The organism is Alsobacter sp., assembly GCF_059501845.1.
Genome location: NZ_JCACDK010000010.1, coordinates 1 through 3,355 on the forward strand (window position 1 = coordinate 1; position 3,355 = coordinate 3,355).

3 protein-coding genes are annotated in these 3,355 nt (G+C 69.0%); all 3 read right to left on the reverse strand.

Translation table 11 applies throughout. From position 1 onward, the window contains the following. On the reverse strand, positions 1 to 1,122 hold the full coding sequence (locus AC5JCN_RS07430; RefSeq protein WP_495754403.1) for an acetoin dehydrogenase dihydrolipoyllysine-residue acetyltransferase subunit: 1,122 nt from the start codon (positions 1,120 to 1,122) through the stop codon (positions 1 to 3). A 196-nt stretch (positions 1,123 to 1,318) separates the two neighbouring features. After that, on the reverse strand, positions 1,319 to 2,347 hold the full coding sequence (locus AC5JCN_RS07435) for an alpha-ketoacid dehydrogenase subunit beta (RefSeq protein WP_495754404.1): 1,029 nt from the start codon (positions 2,345 to 2,347) through the stop codon (positions 1,319 to 1,321). Between the two features lie 15 nt (positions 2,348 to 2,362). Continuing rightward, positions 2,363 to 3,328: a thiamine pyrophosphate-dependent dehydrogenase E1 component subunit alpha gene (locus tag AC5JCN_RS07440; RefSeq protein WP_495754405.1), complete on the reverse strand. Its 966-nt coding sequence runs from the start codon at positions 3,326 to 3,328 to the stop codon at positions 2,363 to 2,365. Positions 3,329 to 3,355: the final 27 nt, after the last annotated feature.

A 3,355-nucleotide genomic window follows, 5' to 3' on the forward strand; every position in this document is an offset into this window, starting at 1 on the left:
TCACCCTTCGGCTTTGGCGATGGTGTCCTGTATGGCGGTGTTGACGTCGGAGCTTTTTTCCATGTGGGGGATGTGGCCGGCGCCCTCGATCCTGACGACCTTGATGGAGGCGGGCAGGCCGTCGGCGTGGCGGGCGGGGATGATGCGGTCCTCGACGCCGAAGATCACGGTGATCGGCGGCAGCGTGCCGGAGAGCTTGTCCTTCAGGATGGTCTTTTGCGTGCCGCCGGCGAAGTTGGCGTCGGCGATCTTGCGCAGCGCGTCCTCGGCCCCGTCCAGGCGCTTGAACTTCAGCACCTCCTCGACCATGTCGGCGCTGATCAGGCCGGGGTCGACGACGAGGTCCTGCAGAACCGCGCGCAGCTTGCGCGAACGGCTCTCGGCGATGAAGCCGTCGATGAAGGCGATGTTGATGTCGGGGCCCAGCCCCGCCGGCGCGATCAGGCTGGCGCTCGCCACACGCCCCGGCGCGTTCAGCGCCATGTGCAAGGCCACCGCGCCGCCCAGCGAATGGCCGACCAGATGCGCCTTGTCGAGGCCCAGCGCGTCCATCACCGCCAGCGTCGCGCGGGCCAGCCCGGCCACGTCGGCGTCCTGGACCGCCTTGCTCGTGCCGCCATGGCCGGGAAGGTCGAAGGCATACACCTTGCGCCCCTGCGCCAGCGGCTCCTGCGTGAACAGCCACGACATCAGGTCGCTGCCAAAGCCATGCACCAGCAGCACCGGCGTGCCGTCGCCCTCGCCGGCGGCCAGCGTGCGCACCTGCAGCCCCCCGGCCTCCACCATCCGGGTGTCCGGCCCGCCGCCGCCCTTCTTCTCCGGCGGCGTGAACTCGGCCAGGAACTTCTCGACATAGGCGTCGACGTCGGCGTCGGGAACGGAGGGCTCGGCCACCACCGCCAGCAGCGCGCCCACCGGCAGCGTCTCGCCCTCCGGCGCCACCAGGCGGCGCACCGTGCCCGTCGCCGGGCTCTCGAAGGCGTTGGCGATCTTCGTCGTCTCGATGTCGGCGATCTCCTGGCCCTTGCTCACCGCCTGCCCCGGCGTCACCGACCACTTGGTCAGCGTGCCCTCTTCCATGGCCAGACCCCATTTGGGCATCACGATGGCTTCGATCGTCATGTCACTTCTCCCGCTGCGGCGCGCAAAGCCCTCCCGCGCCGTCGCGGCCGGGTACCACGCCTCGTCCTCTGGTGTGTCCTCGTGCGCCCGCGCGCCGCCGGCCTGGGCCGGAGGCGGTCCGCGCCGGGCCGGCCCCGAAGGCCGCCCGGCGCGCCCGCGGCGCATCATTCCGCGGCCGTCTTCATCATCCGGCCCGTCACTCGGCGGCCTTGGCCCGGCTGTAGCCCACGACGTCCTGAACCGCCGCCTCGATGCGCGCCACCGAGGGGATGTAGAGGTCCTCCAGCGCCGGCGAGAACGGCACCGGCGAATGCGGCGCCGTCACCATCTTGATCGGCGCCTTCAGCGCGGCAAAGGCGTTCTCGGCAATCAGCGCCGAGATGTCGGTGGCGATCGAGCAGCGCGGATGCGCCTCGTCCACCACCACCACCCGGCCCGTCTCCTGCGCCGTCTCCAGCACCGTCTCGACGTCCAGCGGCGAGGTCGTGCGCAGGTCGACCACCGTCACCGACACGCCCTTCTTGGCCAGCGCGTCGGCCGCCTGGTTGGCGAAGTTGACCATCCGGCCCACCGTGATGATCGTCGCGTCGTCGCCCTCGCGCGTCACGTTGGCCTGGCCGAAGGGGATGGTGTAGGGCTCGTCGGGAACCTCCATCTCCTCGTCGTACATCGCCTTGTGCTCGAAGAAGACGACCGGGTCGTCGTCGCGGATCGCCTGGATCAGCAGGCCCTTGGCCTCGTAGGCGTTGGAGGGCACCACCACCTTCAGCCCGGGAATGTGGGTGAACAGCGGGTAGAGGCACTGCGAGTGCTGCGAGGCCGCCCGGAAGCCCGCCCCGTACATGGTGCGCACGACCAGGGGCGTCACCGCCTTGCCGCCGAACATGTAGCGGAACTTCGCCGCCTGGTTGAAGATCTGGTCGAAGCAGACCCCCATGAAGTCGACGAACATCAGCTCGGCCACGGGACGAAGCCCCGTCGCCGCAGCCCCCGCCGCCGCCCCGATGAAGGCCGACTCGGAGATCGGCGTGTCCAGCACCCGGTCACGCCCGAACTTCGGCATCAGCCCCTTGGTCACGCCCAGCGGGCCGCCCCAGGCATCGTCCTCGCCCGGCGCGCCCATGCCGCCGGCCACGTCCTCGCCCATGACGATGACGCGCTCGTCGCGCTCCATCTCCTGGCGCAGCGCCTCGTTGATCGCCTGGCGATAGCTCTTCTTGGACATTCTTCCCTCCCAGGATCAGTAGCGCACGTAGACGTCGGTGAGCAGGTCCGCCTCGGTCGGCATCGGCGCCGCCTTGGCCTCGGCCAGAGACTGGTCGATCTCCGACTTCACCTCGCGGTCGATGGCGTCGAGCTCCTCCCGGCTCAGCAGGCCGGCATCCGTGACGCGCTTCTTGAAGCGCTCCAGGCAGTCATTGGCCGCCTTGAGCTGGCTCACCTCGTCCTTGCCGCGATAGGTCATCGCGTCGCCCTCGAAATGGCCGTAGTAGCGCGTCAGCTTGACGTGCAGCAGCGACGGCCCCTGGCCGGCGCGGGCCCGCTCGATGGCCTCCGAGGCCGCCTCGTAGACGGCGAAGAAGTCGAAGCCGTCGACCTGCTTCACCGGCATGCCGAAGCCCTCGCCGCGCGCCGTCTGCGAACCGCCGACCGACCAGCCCGAGGCCGTCGACTCGGCATAGCCATTGTCCTCGACCACGAAGATCGCCGGCAGGTTCCACACCTTGGCCAGGTTGTAGCTCTCGAAGATCGTGCCCTGGTTGGAGCCGCCGTCGCCGACGAAGCAGATCGCAACCCCGCCCGTCTTCATCAGCTTGGCCGACAGCGCCGCGCCGCACACCAGAGGCCCGCCCGCGCCGACGATGCCGTTGGCGCCCAGCATGCCCTTCGACATGTCGGCGATGTGCATCGAACCGCCCTTGCCGCCGCACAGACCCTCCTTGCGGCCGAAGATCTCGAACATCATCCCCTTGGGGTCGACGCCCTTGGCAATGCAGTGGCCATGCCCGCGATGCGTCGAGGCGATCGCGTCGTGATCCCCCAGATGCATGCAAAACCCGACCCCCGACGCCTCCTCGCCCGCATAAAGATGCACGAAGCCCGGAATGTTGCCCGCCGAAAACTCGTCGTGAACCGCATCCTCGAAATCACGGATCGTCCGCATCCGGCGATACGCCTTCAACAAATCCTCACGCGGCAATTGCATCCCACTCGCCATCGCGTCCTCCCATGT

Coding starts and splice junctions, on each gene's coding strand:
- AC5JCN_RS07430 (WP_495754403.1), bottom strand. CDS start 1,122: ATGACGATCGAAGCCATCGTGATGCCCAAATGGGGTCTGGCCATGGAA.
- AC5JCN_RS07435 (WP_495754404.1), bottom strand. CDS start 2,347: ATGTCCAAGAAGAGCTATCGCCAGGCGATCAACGAGGCGCTGCGCCAG.
- AC5JCN_RS07440 (WP_495754405.1), bottom strand. CDS start 3,328: ATGCAATTGCCGCGTGAGGATTTGTTGAAGGCGTATCGCCGGATGCGG.